The following is a 23,098-nucleotide window of genomic DNA, read 5'->3' on the forward strand; positions in this document are numbered from 1 at the left end:
CTTCGGCCAATCCGACCTACGCCTCGCCAGCCTCGGCCTTGCTCTTCGCAGCCTTGGCAGCGCGTTGCTTGCGCACTTCCTTGGGGTCGGCAATCAGCGGGCGGTAGATCTCGACCCGCTCGCCCTCTTCCAGCACGCGCTCATCCGGCTTGGGCACTGCCCTGCCGAAAATCCCCAGCGGGGCAGTTGCCAGATCCAGTCCCGGAAAGAAGCCATCCATTCCCGAAAGCAACACCGCCTGACGCACGCTCGTTCCGGCAGGCACGGTCAGGCTCAATAGTTTCTGCTTGTCAGCCAGCGCGTAGACGACCTCGATCGCAATGACGGCCTTATCCATAGAGCTGCTTCGCGCGGTCACAAAAGGCATCGACCAGGGTGTTGGCCGCCTGGTTGAACAGCGGTCCGAGGGTGGCCTTGACCAGCGGCCCGGCGTAATCGAAGGTCAGGTCCAGGCTGATCTTGCAGGCCTTTTCTCCCAGCGCCTTGAACTCCCAGATGCCGTGCAGATGACTGAAGGGGCCTTCTTCCAGCTTCATCTCGATACGCTTGCCCGGCTGCAGCTCATTGCGCGTCAGAAAGCGTTGGCTCAGCCCAGCCTTCGCCACGGTCATGCTGGCCTGCATCTGCGTCTCGCTGGTGGACAGTACTTCGGTCGCGGAACACCAGGGCAGGAACTGGGGGTAGCTGGCCACGTCGTTGACCATCTCGAACAGCGCGTGCGCCGGGTACGGCAGCAAGGCCGAGCGTTGAATATGTGTCGTCATGCAGACCTTCTACTTCAGTCGACAGCCAAAGACCGCCACAACCCACAGACGCCACTGGCGTCGATGGCAGGAATCGGAGCACCCGTACAGCTATCCGCACACAGCTCAACCGGCACGAGTGAATCAAAAGATGGCACATTGTCGGGGATAAGACCGCCCCTCTCAAGTTTCATGCCGTCGCAGTCCGCAGGTTCTCGCCAGCCGCAACCGGACTCCCTATAATGCGCGGCTATGGCCAAACAGAAGAAACAGTCCCCAGGGACAATCGCGCTGAACAAGAAAGCGCTACACGACTACTTCATCGAACAGAAATTCGAGGCGGGCCTCGTTCTGGCCGGCTGGGAAGTCAAAAGCCTGCGCGCCGGCAAGGCCCAACTTGTCGACAGCTACGTGCTGCTGAAAGATGGCGAGGCCTGGCTGATGGGTTGCCATATCACCCCTCTGAGCACCGCCAGCACACACGTCATCGCCGATCCGACACGCACTCGCAAGCTGCTGCTCAACAAGCGTGAGCTGGGCAAGCTGTTCGGTGCCGTCCAGCAGAAGGGCTACGCCTGTGTTGCCCTTTCGCTGTACTGGAAAAAGCACATGATCAAGTGCGAGATCGCGCTGGCCAAGGGCAAAAAGGAATTCGACAAGCGTCACACCGAGAAGGAACGCGACTCGGCACGCGAGATCCAGCGTGTCATGCGCACAAAGGGCAAGGAAGACTAAGCTTCAGGCAACAGCCCCCTCTTCCTTAAACAGCACTTTCTCGCAAGCCTTTCGCCTTGCCATCTTTACTGCCTTGCCGCCGTTGCGCCCTGGCCAGGCGCTGTGCTTCCTGCTGGCCCTCGGCGAGAACCTCCTGCACGTAATTGATATGGCGGTGAATCACGTCGCGTGCGTCTGTCGCCCGCCGCTCGATGATCGCGTCGTAGAGTTCCTGATGCTGTTTCATCAGCATATTGCGCGTCTCGTCACGTAGCGCATACATGCCACCGATATTGGTCACGACATTGCGCTTGAGCAGGTCGAACAGGCCCCGGATCGTATGCAGCAACACCGTGTTGTGGCTGGCCTCAGCGATGGCCAGATGAAAGCGTGCATCAGCGGCCCCCTCCTCCGCTCGACTGACGTTACCTTCGCGCGAATAACAGTCCTGCAGTGCCGCAAAGGCCTCGCCAAGGCGCCGCTGATCGAGTTCGGTGGCACGCAGCGCCGCGTAGTAGGCACAACTGCCTTCCAGTGTATGCCGGAATTCCAGCAGGTCACGCTGGGCGTCCGGGTTGTTTTCCAGCAGGTGCAACAGCGGATCACTGAAGGTCGAGCCCAGGGACTCGACTACAAAATTCCCACCGCCATGGCGGCTGATCAGCAAGCCCTTTGCTGCAAGCTTCTGAATGGCCTCGCGCAGTGACGGGCGGGACACCCCGAACTGCTCAGCCAACACTCGCTCTGCCGGAAGCCGCTCCCCCGCCTTGAGCGTTCCCTCAAGAATCATGGTTTCAAGCTGTTCCACAATTCTGTCGGCCAGCCTCCGCTGACGAACCATTCCGACTTCCATGACACCTCTCGACTGGTTTGACCACTAACAGGTCCAGCGTAACCACGCGACACCCTTGCCGCAAGACAAGCCTTTGCGACGAAAGTATATAGCTAGCTAATTGACGTAGTTGCCGGAGAGCTCTTACGCTGGCCAAACTCTGTTGAGAATTGGTATTACCAATTGACAAAACCAGAGCGCCAACAAAAAGAGGACTATTAATGCGGTCTCCAGACATCTGCTACGCAACGGTCCATTCGGGCCCCCACCCGCACTTCATGACTACGGGAGCCTGAACATGTCCAATGGACTGCTTGCCCTATTCGCTTTCGCTCCCATCCTGCTGGCGGCCATTCTACTGATTGGCCTGCGCTGGCCCGCCAGCCGCTCCATGCCGCTGGTATTCCTGTTTACTGCCGCAATCGGTCTTTTCGTCTGGGACATGAGCGTAACCCGGATCATCGCTTCCAGCCTGCAAGGTCTGGTCATCACCCTCGGTCTGCTGTGGATCATCTTCGGCGCCATTCTGCTTCTCAACACCCTCAAGCACTCGGGCGGTATCACCGCCATTCGTGCCGGTTTCACCACCATCAGCCCTGACCGCCGTATCCAGGCCATCATCATCGCCTGGCTGTTCGGCTGCTTTATCGAAGGCGCTTCGGGCTTCGGTACGCCCGCCGCCATCGCAGCACCGCTGTTGGTCGCCGTAGGCTTCCCCGCCATGGCCGCCGTACTGCTGGGAATGCTGGTGCAAAGCACGCCAGTGTCTTTCGGTGCAGTCGGCACGCCTATAGTGGTCGGCATCAACAGTGGTCTGGACACAGCCACCATCGGCGCTCAACTGGTTGCCCAAGGCTCCAGCTGGGATATTTTCCTGCAGCAGATCACCAGCAGCGTGGCGATCACTCACGCCACCATCGGCACCGTGATGCCGCTGATCATGGTGGTGATGCTGACGCGCTTCTTCGGCAAGGAAAAAAGCTGGAAGGCTGGCTTCGAAGTCCTGCCGTTCGCGATCTTCGCCGGCCTGGCCTTCACCCTGCCCTACGTTGCCACGGGCATTTTCCTCGGCCCGGAATTCCCCTCGCTGCTGGGCGGTCTGGTGGGTCTGGCCATCGTCACCACAGCGGCTCGCTTCAACTTCCTGACGCCGAAGAATACCTGGGACTTCGCCGATGCCCGCGAATGGCCTGCCGAGTGGGTCGGCACCATCGAGATGAAGCTCGACGAACTTGCGGCACGCCCGATGAGCGCCTTCCGCGCCTGGCTGCCCTACGTGCTGGTGGGCGCGATTCTGGTGATCAGCCGGGTTTTCCCAGAGGTTTCCGCTGCGCTGAAATCAGTCTCCATCGCCTTCAGCAACATCCTCGGCGAGACAGGCATCAGCGCAAGCATCGAGCCATTGTTCCTGCCTGGTGGCATCCTCGTTGCCGTGGTGCTGATCACCTTCTTCCTGCATGGCATGCGCGCCTCGGAACTCAAGGCCGCCGTGAAAGAATCCAGTGGTGTTCTGCTCAGCGCCGGCTTCGTGCTGCTGTTCACCGTGCCGATGGTGCGCATCCTGATCAACTCGGGCGTCAACGGCGCTGAGCTGGCCAGCATGCCAATCCTCATGGCGCGCTACGTCGCGGACAGCGTGGGCGGCATTTATCCACTGCTGGCTCCAGCCGTAGGTGCCCTGGGCGCCTTCCTGGCTGGCTCCAATACCGTCAGCAATATGATGTTCAGCCAGTTCCAGTTCGGCGTTGCGCAGTCGCTGGGGATCTCCGGTGCAATGGTGGTTGCCACCCAGGCCGTCGGTGCCGCTGCGGGCAACATGGTCGCCATTCACAACGTGGTTGCCGCTTCCGCCACGGTCGGGCTGCTGGGCCGCGAGGGTCTCACACTACGCAAGACCGTATGGCCTACGCTGTACTATGTGCTTTTCACGGGCATCATTGGCCTGATTGCCATCTATGTATTGGGCGTCACCGACCCTCTGGTCGGCGTGTAAAAAAGCAATGGTTGCCTTGCCCTGCCGGGCAAGGCTGCATTCCAGAAACCGCGTATAGCGGATAACCGGGCCCACCCGGAGACCAAGCCGATGAGCGAACTCTTCTACGACGCCGCGCCCAACGCCACCCGCGTTGCGCCACCGCTGCCGAAACCACGCCTGTACCCCGCCAAGCCGAGCCAGGTCTACCTGTTCGGCACCTGCGTGGTGGACCTGTTCTATCCCGAGGCCGGTCTGGATGCCATACAACTGCTGGAACGCGAAGGCCTGACCGTGCATTTCCCGCAAGGGCAGACCTGCTGTGGCCAGCCGGCCTATACCACCGGCTACACCGACGAAGCGCGCAAGGTGGCCCGTGCACAACTGGCGCTGTTCGCCAATGACTGGCCGGTGGTGGTGCCCTCGGGTTCCTGCGCCGGCATGCTACGCCACCATTATCTGGAACTGTTCAAGGACGAGCCGGAAAGCCTGAAGAAGGCCCAGGCGCTGGCCGAGCGCACCTTCGAGCTGGCCGAGTTCCTGCTTTATGTCTGCAAGGCCGAGTTCCGCGATCAGGGCACTCAGGTCAAGGTCGCCCTGCACACGTCCTGTTCCGCGCGGCGCGAGATGAATACGCACCTGCACGTGCGTGAACTGCTGGCTCAGTTGGGCAATGTCGAGCGCGTCGAGCACGACCACGAAAGCGAATGCTGCGGCTTCGGCGGCACCTTCTCGGTGCGCATGCCGGATATCTCCGGCGCCATGGTGCTGGACAAGACCCGCGCGCTGAAGGAGTCCGGCGCCCACCAAGTCATCAGCGCCGACTGCGGCTGCCTGATGAACATCAACGGTTCGCTGGAAAAACAGCGCGAAGCACTGCGCGGCCAGCATCTGGCGTCCTTCCTCTGGCAACGCACGGGAGGTGCCCGATGAACGCTCCGCAACGGATTCCCGCAATCGAGCTGGACTTCAAGGGCCGCGCCCACAACGCCTTGGGCGACGATCAGCTGCGGCGCAACTTCCGCACGGCGATGGATTCGCTGATGACCAAGCGCGCCGCCTCCTTCAGCGATGCCGACGAACGCGAGCGCCTGCGTGAGATGGGCAACCATATCCGCGCTCGCGCCCTGTCCAAGCTGCCGGAACTGCTGGAACGCCTGGAAGCCAACCTGACCCGCAACGGCGTCAAGGTGCACTGGGCCGAAACGGTGGAAGAAGCCAACCAGATCGTGCTGCAGATCGCCCAGGTGCGTCAGGCGAAGCAGGTGATCAAGGGCAAATCCATGGTCAGCGAAGAAATGGAGATGAACCATTTCCTTGAAGGCCACGGCATCGAAAGCCTGGAATCGGACATGGGCGAGTACATCGTCCAGCTCGATAACGAAAAGCCCTCGCACATCATCATGCCGGCCATCCACAAGAACGCCGGCCAGGTCGCCTCCCTGTTCACCGACAAGCTCGGCGTGGAATACACCAAGGATGTCGACCAGCTCATCCAGATCGGTCGCCGCACTCTGCGGCAGAAGTTCTTCGAGGCCGATATCGGCGTCTCGGGCGTTAACTTCGCGGTGGCCGAGACCGGCACCCTGCTGCTGGTGGAGAACGAGGGCAACGGGCGCATGTCGACCACGGTGCCGCCGGTGCATATCGCCGTAACCGGCATCGAGAAGGTGGTGGAGAACCTGCGCGACGTGGTGCCGCTGCTCTCCTTGCTGACCCGCTCGGCGCTGGGCCAGCCGATCACCACCTATGTCAACATGATCTCCGGCCCGCGCAAGGAACATGAGCTGGACGGCCCGCAGGAAGTGCATCTGATCCTGCTGGACAATGGTCGCAGCCAGGCCTTCGCCGACAGCGAACTGCGCCAGACGCTGAACTGCATCCGCTGCGGGGCCTGCATGAACCACTGCCCGGTGTACACCCGCGTCGGCGGTCACACCTACGGCGAGGTCTACCCCGGCCCCATCGGCAAGATCATCACCCCGCACATGGTCGGCCTGCACAAGGTCCCGGACCATCCCAGCGCCTCGTCGCTGTGCGGCGCCTGTGGCGAAGTCTGCCCGGTGAAGATCCCGATCCCGTCGCTGCTGCGTCGTCTGCGCGAGGAGAACGTCAAGGCACCGGACGATCCGCACAAGGTCATGCGCGGCCAGGGCAGCAAGTATTCGAAGAAGGAGCGGATGATGTGGAGCGGCTGGCGCCTGCTCAACACCAGTCCTGCGCTGTACCGGGTCTTCAGCTTCTTCGCCACCCGCCTGCGCGGCCTGACGCCTTCCAACGTCGGCCCCTGGACGCAGAACCACAGCGCACCGAAACCCGCTGCCCGCTCGCTGCATGAGCTGGCCCGTCAGCATCTGGAGGGCAAGCGATGAACGCCAAAGCCAACATTCTCGCCAAGCTGAAGAAGAGCCTGGAAGGCACCACCCCGCTGGTCGATGACTACGACGAGTCGCTGGTCACCCAACCCTGGAGCTACGCGCCGGAGCAGCGCATCGCCCGTCTGCGCCAGCTGATGGAAGCGGTGCACACCGAAATCCACCTGACCAGCGAGGCCGCCTGGCCGGCGCTGCTGGAGCAGCTGCTGCACGACCGCCAGTTGCCCAGCCTGCTGATCGCCCCGACCACGCCTTACGGCCAGCGCTTCGCCGAGCATTGCGCCGGTCGCGAAGGGCTGCCGACGCTCAAGGCCTACGACCGCCCCGTCGAGGAATGGAAGGACGAACTGTTCAACGACACGCCGGCAAGCCTTACCGGCACCCTCGGCGCCATCGCCTCCACCGGCAGCCTGATCATGTGGCCGACCCGCGAGGAACCGCGCCTGATGAGCCTGGTGCCGCCGGTGCATTTCGCCCTCCTCAAGGCCAGCGAAATCCATGACAACTTCTACGAGATCCAGCAGAAGTTCCAGTGGGCCGCCGGCATGCCGACCAACGCGTTGCTGGTCTCCGGCCCCTCGAAGACCGCCGACATCGAGCAGGTGCTGGCCTACGGTGCCCACGGACCGAAGGATCTGATCGTGATGATCCTGGAGGACGCATGAACGCCGCCGTATCGCTCGAACGCTCGCCGTTGCCGGCAGCTTTCCTCGCGGCGATCGAACGGCTGATCCCAGCCGAGCGCCGCTTCGACGACCCGCTCTCGACCCTGGCCTTCGGCACCGACGCCAGCTTCTATCGACTGGTGCCCAAACTGGTGGTGCGCGTCGAGTCCGAAAGCGAGGTGGTCGGCCTGCTCAAGCTGGCTCATGCCGAACAGGTGCCGGTGACCTTCCGCGCCGCCGGCACCAGCCTGTCCGGCCAGGCGATTTCCGACTCGGTGCTGATCGTGCTCGGCGACAACTGGAACGGTCGCGAGATTCGCCACGGCGGCGCGCAGATCCGCCTGCAGCCGGGCGTCATCGGCGCCAATGCCAACGCCGTGCTGGCGCCGCTGGGGCGCAAGATCGGCCCGGACCCGGCCTCGATCAACGCGGCGAAGATCGGCGGTATCGTCGCCAACAACTCCAGCGGCATGTGCTGCGGCACCGCGCAGAACAGCTACAAGACCCTCGCCGGCCTGCGCATCGTGCTGGCCGACGGCACCCTGGTTGACAGCGAGGATGCCGCCAGCGTCAGCGCCTTCCGCCAGAGCCACGCCGCGCTGCTCGACGAGCTGGCCGAACTGGGCCGGCAGACCCGCGCCAACAGCGAGCTGGCGGCGAGGATTCGCCACAAGTACCGGCTGAAGAATACCACCGGCTTCTCGCTCAACGCCCTGGTCGACTACGACGAGCCGCTGGACATCCTCAATCACCTGATGGTCGGTTCAGAGGGCACCCTGGGCTTCATCAGCGCGGTGACCTACGACACCGTGCCGGACCATCCGCACAAGGCCAGCGCGTTGATCGTCTTCCCCGACGTGGAAACCTGCTGCCTGGCCGTGCCGGTGCTCAAGCAGCAGCCGGTCTCAGCGGTGGAACTGCTGGACCGGCGCAGCATGCGCTCGGTGGAGAACATGCAAGGCCTGCCGGAGTGGGTCAAGGCGCTCTCCGCCAATGCCTGCGCGCTGCTGATCGAGTCCCGCGCGGCGACCCAGTCGCTGCTGCACGAGCAGATCAACCTGATCATGGCGTCCATCGCCCACTTCCCGGTGGAGAAGCAGGTCGACTTCAGCGAAGACCCGGTCGTCTACAACCAGCTCTGGCGCATCCGCAAGGACACCTTCCCCGCCGTCGGCGCCGTGCGCCAGACCGGCACCACGGTGATCATCGAGGACGTCACCTTTCCCATCGAACGCCTGGCCGAGGGCGTCAACCGCCTGATCCAGCTGTTCGAGACCCACGCCTACAGCGAGGCGATCCTGTTCGGCCATGCGCTGGAAGGCAACCTGCACTTCGTCTTCACCCAGGGTTTCGACGACCCGGCCCAGGTCGCCCGTTACGAAGCCTTCATGCACGACGTCACCCAGCTGGTGGCCGTGGAGTTCGGTGGCGCCCTGAAGGCCGAGCACGGCACCGGGCGCAACATGGCGCCCTTCGTCGAGCTGGAATGGGGCAGCGAAGCCTACGCGCTGATGTGGAAGATCAAGCGCCTGCTCGACCCCACCGGCATCCTCAACCCGGACGTGGTGCTCTCCGAAGACCCGCAGATCCACCTGAAGAATCTCAAGCCGATGCCCGCCGCCGACGAGATCGTCGACAAGTGCATCGAGTGCGGCTTCTGCGAGCCGGTCTGCCCCTCCAACGGCCTGACCCTGACGCCGCGCCAGCGCATCGTCATCTGGCGCGACATCCAGGCCAGAAAACGCGCCGGCGTCGATACCACCGAGATCGAGCGGCTCTATCACTATCACGGCGTGGAAACCTGCGCGGCCACCGGCCTCTGCGCCCAGCGCTGCCCGGTGGGCATCAACACCGGCGACCTGGTGCGCAAACTGCGCGGCAAGGAAGCCAACAAGATCGGCACCGCCAACTGGCTGGCCGACCACTTCGCCACTGCGGTGCAGGGCACGCGTTTCATGCTGCACGTGGCCAATGGCGCGCACCTGATCATGGGCAGCAAGGCCCTCGGCAAGACCTCGGCGGCGTTCTCCAGGCTCAGCAAGGGCCGTGTGCCGCAGTGGACACCGGCCATGCCGCAGCCGCTGCAACGCCTGCACCTACCCAAGCCGGCAGCGCAGGACGAGCGTCCGCGCGTGGTCTACCTGGCCGCCTGCGTCTCCCGCGCCATGGGGCCGGCGGCGCGCGATCAGGAACAGCAGCCGCTGCTCGACACCACCCGCGCGCTGCTGGAAAAAGCTGGCTATCAGGTGATCTTCCCGGACAACCTCAACGATCTCTGCTGCGGCCAGCCCTTCGCCTCCAAAGGCTACGCCGAACAGGCCGAGCGCAAGCGCCAGGAAGCCCGCGATGCGCTGCTCAAGGCCAGCCGTGGCGGGCTCGACCCGATCTACTGCGACACCAGCCCCTGCACCCTGCGCCTGGTGCAGGACCTGGCCGACGAGCGCCTGCAGGTCTTCGATCCGGTGCGCTTCATCCGCACGCATCTGCTGGACAAGCTGGACTTCGTCCCTCAGGAAGCGCCCATCGCCGTGCATGTCACCTGCAGCACCCAGCACCTGGGCGAGGCGCAGGCGCTGATCGACATCGCCCGGCGCTGCGCGAAAGAAGTGGTGGTTCCCGAAGGCATCCACTGCTGCGGCTTCGCTGGCGACAAGGGCTTCACCACGCCGGAGCTGAACGCCCACGCGCTGCGCAGCCTGAAGGATGCGGTGCAGGTCTGCGAGGAAGGTATCTCCACCAGCCGCACCTGCGAGATCGGCCTGTCGCAGCACGGCGGCATCGACTATCACGGCCTTGTCTATCTGGTCGACCGGGTGACTCGCAGCAAGGCCAGCGCAACCCTCTAACGCCAAACACGGCCCCGACAGCAGTGTCGGGGCCGCTGCGTTCAATCACGCTTCCTGTGACCTGGCCTCCAGCGCTGACGCCAGTGCCGCTTCCAGGGCCGGGACCGTCTCGAAAATGTCACCTACCAGCCCGTAACTTGCCACCTGGAAGATGGGCGCTTCCTCGTCCTTGTTGATGGCAACGATCACTTTCGCACCGCTCATGCCGGCAAGATGCTGGATGGCACCGGAGATACCCAGAGCGATGTAGAGGTCCGGCGCGACGATCTTTCCGGTCTGGCCGACCTGCAGGCTGTTGGCCGCGAAACCGGCATCCACCGCCGCGCGCGAGGCGCCGACGGCAGCGCCGAGCCTATCCGCCAGACGTTCGACGAGCGCGAAATTTTCCGCGCTGCCGAGCCCGCGCCCACCGGAAACCACGATCCGGGCGCTGGCCAGCTCGGGCCGCTCGGACAGCGCACGCTGCTCGCCGACGAAGCGTACGCGCGGGTGCCGGTGCAGCGCGGTCACGGTCTCGATGACGGCGCTGCCGCCCTCGACCGGCGCCGCCACAAAGGCAGTAGCGCGCACCGTGAGTACCTGCCGCGACTCCAGCGACTGCACGGTAGCGATGGCGTTGCCCGCGTAGATCGGTCGGCGGAACGTGTCCGCCGCCTCGATGCCGATCACGTCGGAAATCTGCGCAACGTCCAGCAGCGCAGCGACCCGTGGCAGCAGGTCACGCCCGGCGGCGGTAGCGGCGGCCAGCACATGCGAGTGGCCGTCAGCCAACTCGGCGGCCAGCCGCGCGAGATGTTCTGCCAGGTGATGGCGGTACGGCTCGGCATCGGCCAGCAGCACCTTGTCCACGCCGGCGATATGCGCCGCCTGTTCGGCGACCGCGCGGCAGTCGCTGCCGGCCACCAGCAGATGTACCGGCGCACCCAAGGCGCGGGCGGCAGTGACGGCGGACAAGGTCGCGTCGTTCAGCGTGAGATTGTCGTGTTCGGCAATGAGCAGGATGGCCATTCAGATCACCTTCGCTTCGTTCTTCAGTTTCGCCACCAGCTCGTCCACGCTGGCCACCCGGGTGCCGGCTTGGCGCGGCGTCGGCGCTTCCACGCGCAACACCTTGAGGCGTGGTCGTAGCGCGACACCGAGCATCTCGGGGGTGAGGACTTCCAGCGGTTTCTTCTTGGCCTTCATGATGTTGGGCAGGCTGGCGTAGCGCGGCTCGTTGAGCCGCAGGTCGGTAGTGACGAGCGCCGGCAGATCAAGCGCCAGCATGCGCAAGCCGCCATCCACTTCGCGGGTCACTTCGAGGGCAGCGCCCTCCAGCCGCACCTGCGAGGCGAAAGTCGCCTGCGGCCAGTCGAGCAGCGTGGCGAGCATCTGCCCGGTCTGGTTGTTGTCGCCGTCGATGGACTGTTTGCCGGCGAGCACCAGCTCGGGCGCCTCGCGCTTCACCACCTCGGCCAGCAGCCGGGCGATATCGAGTGGCTCAAGCGCCTCGCCCGTCTCCACCAGCATGGCGCGGTCGGCCCCCAGGGCCAGTGCGGTGCGCAGTTGTTCCTGGCAGGCCGCCGGCCCCACCGAGACGACGATCACTTCTTCGGCGATGCCGGCTTCCTTGAGCCGCACCGCCTCCTCGACGGCGATCTCGCAGAAGGGGTTCATCGCCATCTTGACGTTGGTCAGGTCGACGGCAGTCTGGTCCGGTCGCACCCGCACCTTGAGGTTGTAGTCGAGCGTTCGCTTGACGGTTACGAGTATCTTCATCGGGTTTCCCCTGTCGGTTGGCATGTTTTCAGGGCGCAGGAACCCATCACGAGGGCTTGCGTCCTCGCGCGGGAACCGCCTGCGGATACGCTTTAGAACTGCTCTTCGTCGAGTGCCATGGTGCTTTCGCTGCCAGCCAGCACGCTGGTCAGCAGCGCGCGGGTGCGCGGCAACAGGTGCTCGGCGTAGAAACGCGCGGTGACCAGCTTGACCTCGAGAAACATCGGATCGCCGCGCCCGGCGTCTAGGGCGGTCGCGGCGGCCAGCGCCGAGCGGGCCATGGCCCAGCCGCCACAGAGATAACCAAGCAGCATCAGAACGTTGAAGGCAACACTGCCGGATAGCGCGGGATCATCGGCAGCGCCGTCGAGCAGGTGCTGGCGAGCCTGGCGTGCAGCATCCAGCGCTTCGGCCAGCGGTCCGGCAAGCAATGCGCAACGCGAATCGTGGCGCAGCTCGCCGAGGGTCGTCTCGATTTCGTCGAGCAGCCCGGCGAGCAGCGCGCCGCCGTTGGCCAGGATCTTGCGACCGACCAGGTCCATCGCCTGCACACCGCTGGTGCCCTCGTAGATCGGCAGGATGCGCGCGTCCCGGAAGTGTCGCGCCACGCCGGTTTCCTCGACATAGCCCATACCGCCGTGGACTTGGATGGCCAGCGAGGTGACCTCCTGCGCCATCTCGGTCAACCAGCCCTTGATGATCGGCGTGTACAGCTCCACCCGCCCCTGCGCACGCGCGGCATCGGCGGTTGCATGGCGGGCGCGGTCCAGCCCGGCCGAGGCGATCAGCGCCAGGGCGCGCATGGCCTCGGTGGAAGCCTTCATCTGCATGAGCATGCGCCGCACATCGGGGAAATGGATGATCGGGTAGCGGCTGCCGTCGCGGCTGGTGCCCTGCAGACGCTCGCGGGCATAAGCTCGGGCGTCCTGCCAGGCGCGCTCGGCGATCGCCAGGCCCTGCAGGCCGACGGCCTGGCGCGCATGGTTCATCATGGTGAACATGCAGGCCAGGCCCGAGTGTGGCGCGCCGATCAGGTAACCGATAGCGCCGCCCTGGTCGCCAAAGCTCATGGTGCAGGTGGGACTGGCATGGATGCCCAGCTTGTGCTCCAGCGACACACAACGCACGTCGTTGCGCTCGCCGGGTTCCCCCGCCGCATCAGGCAGGTACTTGGGCACCAGGAACAGCGAGATGCCCTTGACTCCGGCGGGAGCACCCGGCAGGCGAGCCAGCACCAGATGAATCACGTTGGACGTCATCTGATGGTCGCCCCAGCTGATGAAGATCTTCTGCCCGCTGATGCGGTAGTGGTCGCCTTCAGGCACGGCACGGCTCTTCACCGCGGCGAGATCCGTGCCGGCATCCGGCTCGGTGAGGTTCATCGTACCGGCCCATTCGCCGCTCACCAGCCGGGGCAGGTAGAGCGCCTGCAATTCGGGTGCAGCGTGGTGAAGCAGCGCCTCGACAGCCCCCAGGGTCAGCAGCGGGCACAACGCGAAGGACATGTTCGCCGCATGCCAGACCTCGCTCACCGCAGTGCCGAGCACGTTGGGCAACGCCTGGCCGCCGAAGGCCTCGGGCGCGGTGAGCGAGCACCAGCCGCTTGCGCTGAACAGCTTGTAGGCTTCGGCGAACCCCGGAGCTTCCCTGACGCCCTCTTCAGTCAGGCGCACGCCCTCGCGGTCACCCACGGCGTTGAGTGGCGCCAGCACTTCGGCGCCCAGTTTGCCGGCTTCAGCCAGCACCGCCGCCGCCAGTTCGCCACTGACCTCCGTGAGGCCGAGATCGGTGCACAGGCGATCGAAGCCCAGCACTTCGTCGAGGACGAATTCGGTGTCACGGTATGGATGGATGTAATCGGCCATTGTGATGGTCCTCGTGTCGCTCAGTAGTAGCGCTGGCCGGTCTGCAGCCGGGCGCGGAAGTCATCGGTCAGCCTGTACAGTCCGCCGTGACGCGCATGGCGCTCGGCGCGGGCGGCGAACTCGGCCAGCCCCAGGTTCTGGATGTAGCGCAGCGCGCCGCCGCGAAAGCGCGGAAAACCCAGGCCCAGCACCAGCCCCATGTCGGCCTCCTCGGCACTGGCGACGATGCCTTCCTCCAGGCAGCGCAGCGTTTCCAGGCAGAGCGGAATCATCATGCGGTCGACGATATCCGCATCGCTGATTTCAGCGTCCGGCGCACCCAGCAGCGCGCAGGCATCGGCGGACGGTTCGCGCTGGCGCCGGCGCTGCTCATCGCTGCCGTAGAGATAGAAGCCACGGCCATTCTTCTGCCCCAGGCAACCGGCACCGAGCAGACGCTCCACCACCGGTTCGCCATCGTGCCCCATACGCGCCGGATAGCCCTGCTGCAACACCCGGTCGGCGTGGACCATGGTGTCCAGACCGATCACATCGGCCAGGTACGCCGGCCCCATGGGCCAACCGAAGGCTTCCATCACCCGGTCGATGCGCACGAAGTCGACACCGTCCGCAAGCAGGCGGTTGAAGCCGTTGAAGTAGGGAAACAGCACGCGATTGACCAGAAAGCCCGGGCAGTCACGCACCACGATGGGCGTCTTGCCCAGCGCCAGGGCGAAGGCCACGGTCCGGGCCAGCGTGGCGTCGCTGGTGCAGCGCCCACGGATGACCTCCACCAGCGGCATCTGCGGCACCGGGTTGAAGAAATGCATGCCGCAGAAGCGCTCGGGCCGGGCCAGACCCTCGGCCAGGCGGTCGATGGAAATGGTCGAAGTATTGGACGCCAGCACCGCATCGTCGGCGATCATCCGCTCGGCTTCGGCCAGCACCGCGGCCTTGATGTCCGCGCGCTCGACCACCGCCTCCACCACCAGTTCGGCTTCGGCGAAGCCTTGCCAGTCCAGCGTCGGGGTGATGCACGCCAGTGCTCGCGCCTTGCCTGCCTCGTCCATCCGGCCCTTGGCGATCTGCCGGTCCAACTGGCCGCCAGCGGTGTGCATGCCCAGTTCCAGCGCCTCGGCGCGGATGTCCTTCATCAGGATCGGCGTGCCGCGACTGGCGGCCTGGTAGGCGATGCCGCCGCCCATGATGCCGGCACCGAGCATCGCCGCCTTGCGGACCGGCGTGGAGCCCTGGGCGTACTGCCGGGCCTGCCTGCGCACCGCCTGATCGGCGAGAAACAAGCCCACCAACGCGGCGGCCTCGGGGCTGTGCGCCAGGCGCACGAAGGTATCGCGCTCGACGGCCTGTGCCTCGTTCGCCGGCAGCGTGGCCTGCGCCGGGGCCGCGGAAAGGATCGCCAGGGCCGCCGGGTAGCGCGGATCCAGCCGGTCGCCGCGCGTCGCAAGTCCGTCCGGCAGCGGCAGCGGCTCCTGCTTGCGCGACCGCAAGGCCTGCCAGTCATTGCCTTCGGCCAGTTGCCGCAACAGCACCAGCGCCTCGTCGTGCAGTGCCTCGGGCGCGGCGAGCCGGTCCACCGCGCCGGTCGCCAGCGCCTCCTCGGCCTTGCGCGGCTGGCCATCGAGCATCCAGTCCAGCGCCGATGCCACGCCGATCAGCCTTGGCAGGCGAACCGTGCCGCCGAAGCCCGGACAGATGCCCAGCGTGACCTCCGGCAGTCCGATCCGCGCATCCGCTGCCAGCACCCGGCAATCGGTCGTCAGCGCCAGCTCCAGCCCGCCCCCCAGGGCCAGGCCGTTGATTGCCGTGACGCTCGGACAGGGCAGCGCCTGTATCCGCTCGAAAAGGCTCTGTGCCTGTTCCAGCCAACGTCGCTGGTCAGCCTCGCCAGAGGCGAACAGCGCGGGGAACTCGGTGATGTCCGCACCGACCACGAACGCCGCTTTGTCGCTGCGCAACAGCAGGCCACGCACCGGCTCGCGTTCGAGCAGAGCCACGGCTGCGGCCAGGTCATCCATCGTGGCGCGGTCCAGCTTGTTCACCGTCGAACCTTGCAGGTCGAGCACCAGCTCGACAATGCCGTCTTCGAGACGCTCCAGACGCAAGGCCCGGCCTTGAGAGGCCACCATCAGAGTCGCTCCAGCAGCGCGGCGATGCCCTGCCCACCGCCGATACACAGGCTGACCACGGCGAACCGCCCGCCAGTGCGCTGCAACTCGTGCACGGCCTTGACCATCAGGATGGCACCGGTGGCACCGATCGGATGGCCGAGCGAAATACCACTGCCGTTGGGATTGACCTTCTCTGGCGGCAGCTCGAGTTGCTGCGTGACCGCCAGCGCCTGGGCGGCGAAAGCCTCGTTCAGTTCGAAGAAATCGATGTCGTGGATACCCAGGCCATTGCGCGCCAGCAACTCGCGCACTGCCGGCACCGGGCCGATGCCCATGATGTCCGGCGCGACGCCAGCCACCTGGTAGTCCACCAGCCGTGCCAGCAGGCGTTGGCCGCTCGCCTCGGCGCATTCGCGGTCCATCAGCAGCAGGGCGGCAGCCGCGTCGTTGAGGCCGGAAGCATTACCGGCGGTAACGGTGCCCCCTTCGCGCTTGAACGCCGGGCGCAGGGCGGCAAGCTCATCGGGGGTGCAGTCGTGGCGAACATGCTCGTCCGTGTCGAACAGGCGGCTGCCCTTGCGGCTCTTCAGTTCCAGCGGGACGATCTGGCCGCCGAAGCGCCCCTCGGCGATGGCCCTGGCGGCACGTCGGTGACTCTCCAGCGCCAGGCCGTCCTGCTGCTCACGCGTGATTCCGTAGCGTTCGGCCAGGTTTTCGGCGGTGATGCCCATGTGGTATCGGTTGATCGGGCAGGTCAGTGCGCCGACCACCATATCGAGTATCGCCCCGTCACCCAAGCGCTGTCCGAAGCGCGCAGCAGGTAACAGGTAGGGGGCGCAGCTCATGGACTCCGCACCACCGGCGACAGCGGCTTCGCACACACCCAGCTGGATCTGCTGCGCAGCGCTGATGACCGCCTGCAGCCCGCTGCCGCACAAGCGGTTGACCGCCATGGCGACACTGCTGTCCGGCAGGCCGCCCTCCAGTGCGGCGACCCTGGGCAGATAGAGATCACGCGGTTCGCTGGCCAGCACGTTGCCGAACACGCAGTGGCCAACGCGCAACGGATCAACGCCAGAACGCTTGACCAATTCGGCAACCACATGAGCTGCCAGTTCGCTGGGACGGCGGTCCTTGAGGGCACCGCCAAAATCTCCGATCGCCGTGCGCAAGGCGCTGGTGATCACCACCTCTCGTAATTGCATGGAAGGTTTCCTGCTCGGGTATAGTTGCCGGGCAGAGCGGGCTGAGGCGCGACAGCGTTTGCAAAGCAGGCCAGTCGCGTCGTTTCCCGCTCCTGTTATCGGCGTCTAGCTTGCGCCCGGGCGTTGCCGCCAGCCATAACCAAAGCAGCCCATTACTTGACATAAACGGACAATCCACGAGACACCCATGGCCTATGAGGGTTACAGCATTTCCGTCCACTTCGCCCGCACGGCCATCGCCGCGGCCCGGCGCAGCGGGCTGGATGAGCATGCACTGTTGCAGGAAGCCGGCATCGGTCGCCGGCTGCTCGACAATCCCCAACTGCGCATCACCTCCCTGCAGTTCAGCCGGTTGATGCTGGCCCTTTGGCGTGTCGGAGACGACGAATTCATGGGGCTGGCGCCCTACCGCAGCCGCCATGGAGTATTCGCCCTGATGGCCCGTCAGGTGATCGGTTGCCACCGTCTGGCGTCGGTGTATTACCGCCTGGCGCGCTTTTACAGCCTGGTCAACGACTCGTTGCGACTGGAGCTGACCACGAACGGCGCGCAGGCGGCGCTCGCCATGCGTCTGACGGCGCCCGAGCGCGACCCCGAGCATTTGCTGCGCGAAGTCTTCCTGCTGCTCTGGCATCGCTTCGCCAGTTGGCTGGTAGGCCAGCGCATCGGCTTGCAGGAAGTGCACCTCGACTATCCCGAACCTTCCAACCATGCCGAATACCGGCTGATGTTCCCCTGCCCGGCACGTTTCTCGATGCCCGATTGCCGCCTGGTGATGGACGCCGCCTGCCTGGACATGCCGGTGGTGCAAACACCCGCCACACTGCGTGCGCACCTGCAGCGGGCGCCGTTGGAGTGGTTCACGCGACCGTCCTACCAGGCTGCCTGCACCCGCAGCGTCAGCGACCTGCTCCAGCACGACGGCGCATTCCGCGACCTCGGCATAGAAGCCGTAGCCGACGTGCTGCACCTCACCGAACGCACGCTACGTCGCCGCCTGCGGCTGGAAGGCACGCGCTTCCAGGCGCTCAAGGATGGCTTGCGCCGCGACCTGGCCATTCACCATCTCAACCAGACCGGCCTGCCGATCAGCGAAATCGCCCAGCGCCTGGGCTTCTCCGAGGCCTCGGCCTTCACCCGCGCGTTTCGCCAGTGGACCGGGGAAAGCCCACGGGCCTACCGGGATGCGGCGCGGGCGTAAGCGGCACACGGGATTGCGGGAAGCATCGGCGCACGACGCAGGCCCTTATCCCCGCAACCGCAAGGGGTCCACCAGCCGCGCGGCGATGGCCATGCCGACCAGATCGGCGAGCCGCTCGGCCTGCATGCGTTTCATCACCCGTGAGCGATAGAGATCGACGGTCTTGATACTGATATCCAGTTGCCGGGCGATTTCCTTGGTGGTGAAGCCCTGCACCAGTGGCAGCAATACGTCGCGCTCGCGCTGGGTGAGGCTGTCCAGGCGCTCCTGCAGGCTGGCGCGCTCGCCATCGGCGACGCGACGCTCGTCGCGGCTGAGCGCCTGCTGAACGCTGTCGAGCAGCAACTGCTGGTTATAGGGTTTCTCGATGAAGTCCACCGCGCCGGCCTTGAACGCGCGGACCACGATGGGCACGTCGGCATGCCCGCTGACGAAAATCACCGGCAAGTCCAGCCCCCGCGCGCCCAGCGCCTCCTGCACCTGCAGCCCGCCCATGCCGGGCATGCGCACATCCAGCAGCACGCAGGCGTTGCCGTTGGCATCGCAGGCCTCGAGAAAGTCCCGGCCACTGGTGAAAGGCATGGCCCGCAGCCCCACCGACTCCAGCAGCCAGACCGTGGAGTCGAGCATGCCCTGGTCGTCATCCACGACGTAGACCACCTGCTCCTGAGCGTCGTTCATCATTGTTCCTCTGTTGTTGTTATTGTCTTGACCGGCAAGCGGCAGCGCATGCACAGACCGCCCTCCTCGCCGGGGCGCCCCTCCAGTGCCCCGCCGAACCCCTCGATGATGCTGCGACTCATCGGCAACCCCAGGCCGAGGCCGTCGGGCTTGCGCGTGAAGAACGGGGTGAAGGCCTGTTCCAGCTCGCGCTCATCGAGCCCGGCCCCCTGGTCCTGCACGTCCAGCAACAGTTCGCCAGCCTCGTGCCTGGCGCGCAATACGATACGCGAGGGCCGCCCCAGATGCGCCTCGCGGTTGGCCTCGATGGCATTACGCAGAAGATTGATCAGTACCTGTTCGAGCAGTACGCGATCGGCGCATACCGGTGGCAGGTCGGCTGCCAGGCGCTGCTCGACGGTCACCTGGGCCGCCGCCGTCTCCCAGGCACAGAGACGCACCGCATCGCGCGCGACCTCGCCCACGTCGAGCGGCTGCACGAGCCGCTGCCCCTTGCGCAGGAACGCACGCAGGCGCTTGATCACTTCCGAGGCGTGGTTGGCATGCTCGGTGATGCGCTCCAGCCCCTGCGCCACGCGCTCGACCGCCTGCGGATTGTCACCCAGGCTCTGCAGGTAGCGCTGGCTGGCACTGGCGTAGTTGACCACCGCGGCGAGTGGCTGGTTGATCTCGTGGGCGATGCCCGAAGCCAGTTCACCGAGCGTCACCAGGCGACCGGTATGCGCCAGTTCTTCCTGGTGACGCCGTTGCTGCGCCTCGCGCAGCTCACGCTCGCTCATGTCGCGGGCGACCAGCGAGTAATAGCGCTCGCCGCCGGTGGTACGGTGCGTCAGCAGCACCAGCGAGACCGGCACCGAGGCGCCGACATCCTGTACCAGCAATCGGGCATCTGCGCTCCAGACGCCCTCGCGCTCGGCGGCAGCGCGCCCGGCGCCGCGCAACTGCTCCAAAGCCTCACTGTCGAACAGCGCCTCCAGGGCGGGCATCCGCCCCTCGGGCAGGCACAGGGTGCGGCGCGCAGCCGGGTTGAGATAGGTCACGCGGCCTTCGGCATCAATGAACAGCACCAGGTCGGTGTTCACTTCCACGACTTCGGACAGGCGTCGGCGATTCTCCTCCGCCTGTACCCGTGCAGTGATATCGCGCGAGACACTGACGACCTCCACCACTGCACCGGTATAGGTTTCGCGGATGGCATGGCTGGCCGTTTCGAACCAGAGGTAATGACCGTCGCGGTGGCGCACACGATAGGTCATGGTGTGGTAGCCATTCATTTCCAGCGCTTCACGGCTGCGCGCCAGTAAATGAACACGGTCTTCGGGATGCAGCAGCCCCTCCACAGGTTGTCCACGCAACTCCTCCGGCCAGAAACCGAGCAGTCGCCAGGCCGCGGGGGACGCGTCGAGGAAACGGCCATCCGGCGCATGGCGGGAAATCAGATCGGTGGTGTTCTCGGTGATCAGCCGGTACAGACGCCGGGCGCGCGATGCCTCGCGTTCGGCCAGCACCTGTGCGGTCGCCTCGCGACAACGGGCCAGAACCCGCGCTTGCTGCGGATCGGGAATGAATGTCCAGATCAGGATGCGCTCGCCGTACTCGGCCTCGACTGCCTCGATCGCGCGCCGCTGGGCCAGACAGGCATCCACCAGCGCAGCATGGTTGACGGGCAGGAAGTGCAGCAACTCGTCCATGGGCTGGTCGGCCAGCAGTGCCAGGAGTGCGGCGTTCAGCTCCAGCGGGCGCGCCTTGGCATCGAGCAGCAGGCTGGGTTGCGGGTCCAGGCCAAGCAGCGGGGAGCTGCGCGACAGCCCACCGGCACAGGCCAGCAGGCTCGCCAGCAGCTCACGCATCCAGCCCAGCCAGGGCAATGCGGCGCCTTCGCGGGTGACGACCAGCAGCAGGCCGGAGCCCGTTTCGTCGAGTGCCAGCGCCAGCACGGCGCCCTGGTCGATACCGGCACGGCGCAGGCGCCCTGCCAGCCAGCAATCCAGCGCGCGAACCTGCGTCAGGTCGAGCACACCGCTGCTCTGGAGTCGCTCGTGCAACAGGCTGTCACTGGCCTGTAGCGGGTCTCCCTGGCCAGGCGGCAGATGCGCCTCGCTGCCTTCATGGGCATAGATTCCCGCCCCGGCCTGCCAGTTCAGGTAGTACGCCTGGCGCACCCCGGCGCAGCCGCGAAGAGCACGACAAAGGGCGTCGGCACGGGCACTCAGGGCTACCTGTTCGCGCTGCAGGCGCAACCAGGTATGCAGGCGAACGGGAGTCGAGCTCATGGATGATCCAGTTGCAGTGAGGGCTCTAGGATAATCCAGCCAGTCAGCCCTGCATCAAATATAGAACTATTACTATATATGCAGAGAAATACTTCCATATATTTTCCGGATAACCTATAAACCCTCAACGCCCGGGCAATGCACTCGGGCTACGCAGAACAAGAGCTAATAATCAGCCAAGTGAGTATTTTGCATGTCCATCTACGAACAGGGCCTCGCGCCCGCAGCCGTCAACCATGTCGCCCTCAGCCCGCTCGGCTTCATCGAGCGCACCGCCAGCGTCTACCCCGATTACCCTGCCGTGATTCACGGCTCGATCCGTCGTACCTGGGCCGAAACCTACACACGCTGCCGGCGTCTGGCCTCGGCGCTGGCAGGTCGCGGCATCGGCAAGGGCAATACGGTCGCGGTGATGCTGCCCAATATCCCGCCAATGCTCGAGGCACACTTCGCCGTGCCGATGATCGGCGCGGTGATCAACACGCTCAACGTGCGGCTGGATGCCGAGGCCATCGCGTTCATGCTCCAGCACGGCGAGGCGCAGGTACTGATCGCCGACCGTGAATTCGCCTCGGTGGTGCGTGCCGCCATCGGTATGCTCGATCACCCGCCGCTGGTGATCGAGGTGGACGACCCGGAATACGGCGAGGGCGAGCCCGTCTCCAGCCTGGACTACGAAGCCCTGCTCGCCGAAGGCGATCCAGCCTTCGCCTGGCAGTGGCCGGAGGACGAGTGGCAGGCGATCAGCCTCAACTACACCTCCGGCACCACCGGCAATCCCAAAGGCGTGGTCTACCACCATCGCGGCGCCTATCTCAACGCGCTGGGCAACCAGATGACCTGGGCCATGGGCAACCACCCGGTCTATCTGTGGACTTTGCCGATGTTCCACTGCAACGGCTGGTGCTATCCCTGGACCATCACCGCCCTGGCCGGCGTGCATGTGTTCCTGCGCCGGGTCGATCCGCAGAAGATTCTCGGTCTGATTCGCGAACATCAGGTCACCCATCTGTGCGGGGCACCGATCGTGCTCAACGCACTGGTGAACATGCCGGCCTCGGCCAAGGCCGCCATCGACCATCCGGTCCATGCAATGGTTGCCGGCGCCGCACCGCCGGCCAAGGTGATCGGCGCGGTGGAAGAGATGGGGATCAGGGTGACCCATGTCTATGGCCTCACCGAGGTCTACGGCCCGGCGACCATCTGCGCTTGGCATGCCGAATGGGACGACTTGCCGCTGGAACGCCGCGCCGAGCTCAAGGCACGCCAGGGCGTGCGCTATCCGACCCAGGAAGGGATGATGGTGGCCGACCCGAAGACCCTCGAACCCACTCCGCGCGATGGCCAGACCATCGGCGAGATATTCATGCGCGGCAACACGGTGATGAAGGGCTACCTGAAGAATCCCAGCGCCACCGCCGAGGCCTTCGAAGGTGGCTGGTTCCACACCGGCGACCTGGCGGTGTGTCACCCGGACGGCTACGCGGAAATCCGCGACCGGCTCAAGGACATCATCATTTCCGGTGGCGAGAACATTTCCACCATCGAGGTGGAAGGCGTGCTCTACCGCCATCCTGCGGTACTGGAGGCCGCCGTGGTGGCCCGCCCCGACGAGAAATGGGGCGAAACCCCTTGCGCCTTCATCACCCTCAAGAGCGACCGGCAAGTGGTGCGCGAAGCCGACATCATCAGCTTCTGCCGTGAACACCTGGCCAGCTTCAAGGTGCCGCGCACGGTGGTCTTCAGCACCCTGCCAAAGACCAGCACCGGCAAGATCCAGAAGTTCGTTCTGCGCGAGATAGCTCGCGAGCTGGCATCACCTCAACCCACCACGCTACGCACCCAGGCCTGACTCCCCTG

Annotated in this window: 18 protein-coding genes; 8 read left to right on the plus strand and 10 right to left on the minus strand. The window is 65.3% G+C overall.

Annotated elements, in window-relative coordinates; genetic code table 11:
* Positions 1-16: 16 nt before the first annotated feature.
* Both G7020_RS16420 and G7020_RS16425 read right to left on the minus strand, forming a co-directional pair.
* The gene (locus tag G7020_RS16420) at positions 17-337 is read right to left on the minus strand and encodes an RnfH family protein (RefSeq protein ID WP_181086259.1); all 321 of its coding nucleotides are present in this window, start codon (positions 335-337) and stop codon (positions 17-19) included.
* Positions 330-764 (minus strand): type II toxin-antitoxin system RatA family toxin, encoded by a 435-nt coding sequence (locus tag G7020_RS16425; RefSeq protein WP_181086260.1) that lies wholly within the window; start codon positions 762-764, stop codon positions 330-332. Before G7020_RS16425 ends, G7020_RS16420 begins: the two co-directional genes overlap by 8 nt.
* Before the next feature lie 231 nt (positions 765-995).
* Here G7020_RS16425 and smpB point away from each other — a divergent pair, with 231 nt between their 5' ends.
* The gene (smpB, locus tag G7020_RS16430; protein WP_181086261.1) at positions 996-1,478 is read left to right on the plus strand and encodes an SsrA-binding protein SmpB; all 483 of its coding nucleotides are present in this window, start codon (positions 996-998) and stop codon (positions 1,476-1,478) included.
* Between the two features lie 25 nt (positions 1,479-1,503).
* Here the strand turns inward: smpB and G7020_RS16435 are convergent, their stop codons facing one another.
* Positions 1,504-2,310, minus strand: coding sequence for a GntR family transcriptional regulator (locus G7020_RS16435; RefSeq protein ID WP_181086262.1), 807 nt, complete (start codon positions 2,308-2,310; stop codon positions 1,504-1,506).
* 277 nt (positions 2,311-2,587) lie between these two features.
* Here G7020_RS16435 and G7020_RS16440 point away from each other — a divergent pair, with 277 nt between their 5' ends.
* The 5 genes from G7020_RS16440 to G7020_RS16460 all read left to right on the plus strand — a co-directional run bounded on the left by G7020_RS16440 (position 2,588) and on the right by G7020_RS16460 (position 10,147).
* Positions 2,588-4,282, plus strand: a complete 1,695-nt coding sequence (locus G7020_RS16440) for an L-lactate permease (RefSeq protein ID WP_181086263.1) — start codon at positions 2,588-2,590, stop codon at positions 4,280-4,282.
* Positions 4,283-4,372: 90 nt separating this feature from the next.
* Positions 4,373-5,194: a (Fe-S)-binding protein gene (locus tag G7020_RS16445; protein WP_181086264.1), complete on the plus strand. Its 822-nt coding sequence runs from the start codon at positions 4,373-4,375 to the stop codon at positions 5,192-5,194.
* Positions 5,191-6,633 carry a LutB/LldF family L-lactate oxidation iron-sulfur protein gene (locus G7020_RS16450; protein WP_181086265.1) on the plus strand — a complete coding sequence of 481 codons (1,443 nt, stop codon included), beginning with the start codon at positions 5,191-5,193 and terminating at the stop codon, positions 6,631-6,633. The genes G7020_RS16445 and G7020_RS16450 overlap by 4 nt, the downstream gene beginning before the upstream one ends.
* The gene (locus G7020_RS16455; RefSeq protein ID WP_181086266.1) at positions 6,630-7,301 is read left to right on the plus strand and encodes a LutC/YkgG family protein; all 672 of its coding nucleotides are present in this window, start codon (positions 6,630-6,632) and stop codon (positions 7,299-7,301) included. The genes G7020_RS16450 and G7020_RS16455 overlap by 4 nt, the downstream gene beginning before the upstream one ends.
* Positions 7,298-10,147, plus strand: coding sequence for an FAD-binding and (Fe-S)-binding domain-containing protein (locus G7020_RS16460; RefSeq protein WP_181086267.1), 2,850 nt, complete (start codon positions 7,298-7,300; stop codon positions 10,145-10,147). Before G7020_RS16455 ends, G7020_RS16460 begins: the two co-directional genes overlap by 4 nt.
* 45 nt (positions 10,148-10,192) lie before the next feature.
* On the opposite strand, the gene G7020_RS16465 is transcribed toward G7020_RS16460, so the two are convergent.
* The 5 genes from G7020_RS16465 to bktB form a co-directional block, all read right to left on the minus strand.
* Positions 10,193-11,155: an electron transfer flavoprotein subunit alpha/FixB family protein gene (locus tag G7020_RS16465; protein WP_181086268.1), complete on the minus strand. Its 963-nt coding sequence runs from the start codon at positions 11,153-11,155 to the stop codon at positions 10,193-10,195.
* On the minus strand, positions 11,156-11,905 hold the full coding sequence (locus G7020_RS16470; RefSeq protein WP_181086269.1) for an electron transfer flavoprotein subunit beta/FixA family protein: 750 nt from the start codon (positions 11,903-11,905) through the stop codon (positions 11,156-11,158).
* Between the two features lie 92 nt (positions 11,906-11,997).
* Positions 11,998-13,770, minus strand: a complete 1,773-nt coding sequence (locus G7020_RS16475; RefSeq protein WP_181086270.1) for an acyl-CoA dehydrogenase — start codon at positions 13,768-13,770, stop codon at positions 11,998-12,000.
* A 20-nt stretch (positions 13,771-13,790) separates the two neighbouring features.
* The gene (gene fadB, locus G7020_RS16480) at positions 13,791-15,893 is read right to left on the minus strand and encodes a fatty acid oxidation complex subunit alpha FadB (protein WP_336509727.1); all 2,103 of its coding nucleotides are present in this window, start codon (positions 15,891-15,893) and stop codon (positions 13,791-13,793) included.
* 2 nt (positions 15,894-15,895) lie between these two features.
* Positions 15,896-17,083, minus strand: coding sequence for a beta-ketothiolase BktB (bktB, locus tag G7020_RS16485; protein WP_181086272.1), 1,188 nt, complete (start codon positions 17,081-17,083; stop codon positions 15,896-15,898).
* A gap of 187 nt (positions 17,084-17,270) precedes the next feature.
* On the opposite strand from bktB, the gene G7020_RS16490 reads away from it, so the two are divergent.
* Entirely contained in the window at positions 17,271-18,284 is a 1,014-nt protein-coding gene (locus tag G7020_RS16490) for an AraC family transcriptional regulator (RefSeq protein ID WP_181086273.1), read from the plus strand.
* A gap of 45 nt (positions 18,285-18,329) precedes the next feature.
* Here the strand turns inward: G7020_RS16490 and G7020_RS16495 are convergent, their stop codons facing one another.
* Positions 18,330-18,965, minus strand: coding sequence for a response regulator transcription factor (locus tag G7020_RS16495; RefSeq protein ID WP_181086274.1), 636 nt, complete (start codon positions 18,963-18,965; stop codon positions 18,330-18,332).
* Complete coding sequence (locus G7020_RS16500) at positions 18,965-21,238, minus strand: PAS domain-containing sensor histidine kinase (protein WP_181086275.1); 2,274 nt, start codon at positions 21,236-21,238, stop codon at positions 18,965-18,967. The genes G7020_RS16495 and G7020_RS16500 overlap by 1 nt, the downstream gene beginning before the upstream one ends.
* Before the next feature lie 193 nt (positions 21,239-21,431).
* Here G7020_RS16500 and G7020_RS16505 point away from each other — a divergent pair, with 193 nt between their 5' ends.
* A complete protein-coding gene (locus G7020_RS16505; protein ID WP_181086276.1) occupies positions 21,432-23,090 on the plus strand; it encodes an acyl-CoA synthetase in 1,659 nt (552 codons plus the stop codon).
* The last annotated feature ends 8 nt before the right edge of the window (positions 23,091-23,098 follow it).

It is taken from the genome of Stutzerimonas stutzeri (assembly GCF_013522825.1).
In the GTDB taxonomy this organism is placed as follows: Bacteria; Pseudomonadota; Gammaproteobacteria; order Pseudomonadales; family Pseudomonadaceae; genus Stutzerimonas; species Stutzerimonas stutzeri_AK.